We start from the raw sequence: 508 nt of genomic DNA on the forward strand, positions 1-508 counted from the left end.
CCTCCGCGATGCTCCGCGCCTCCGCCACTCCGCGTTTAAACCTCCCAGCGAGCAACTGGGTACATCGTCGACCACCTATCGGAGAAGACGCCCGAATGAAGTTCAGTATTGACGGAACGTCGTCCAGGGCAACACCGAAGATCGCTACATGCATGACCATGCACTGACCATGGCGGTAACGTGCTCTGTCCCCGGATTAAATCCGGACCGCTCAGTCCCGCAAGTCGATCGACATGCAGTCGTAGATTCTCTTCGGTGGATTCGCGGTCGATTGGCATCATTCAGGGGGATTTAACGCGGAGATGCGGAGGTGCGGAGAATCGCGGAGTAGGATCCGTGCGGAAGGGTGGGTGGATTGCGTCCGCTATTCAGAGACTCGTGGGCCGCGATAGTTGTTCACGATTCGATGGAGACCATCAACAAGTTTCGCTTCATGGAAATTTAGAAGCAAGCCAACATTCAGGTTCATCAGACGAAGGTGAGAAAGCGTTTGTGCCTTGTCGATCGC

The 508-nt window shown here is 55.3% G+C and carries 1 protein-coding gene; it reads right to left on the bottom strand.

Annotation, left to right across the window (positions count from 1 at the left end):
* Positions 1–364 precede the first annotated feature (364 nt).
* Positions 365–505: a GxxExxY protein gene (locus FYK55_RS28820; protein WP_261344977.1), complete on the bottom strand. Its 141-nt coding sequence runs from the start codon at positions 503–505 to the stop codon at positions 365–367.
* Between the last annotated feature and the right edge of the window lie 3 nt (positions 506–508).

The sequence above is a fragment of the Roseiconus nitratireducens genome (genome assembly GCF_008629675.1).
GTDB lineage: Bacteria > Planctomycetota > Planctomycetia > Pirellulales > Pirellulaceae > Stieleria > Stieleria nitratireducens.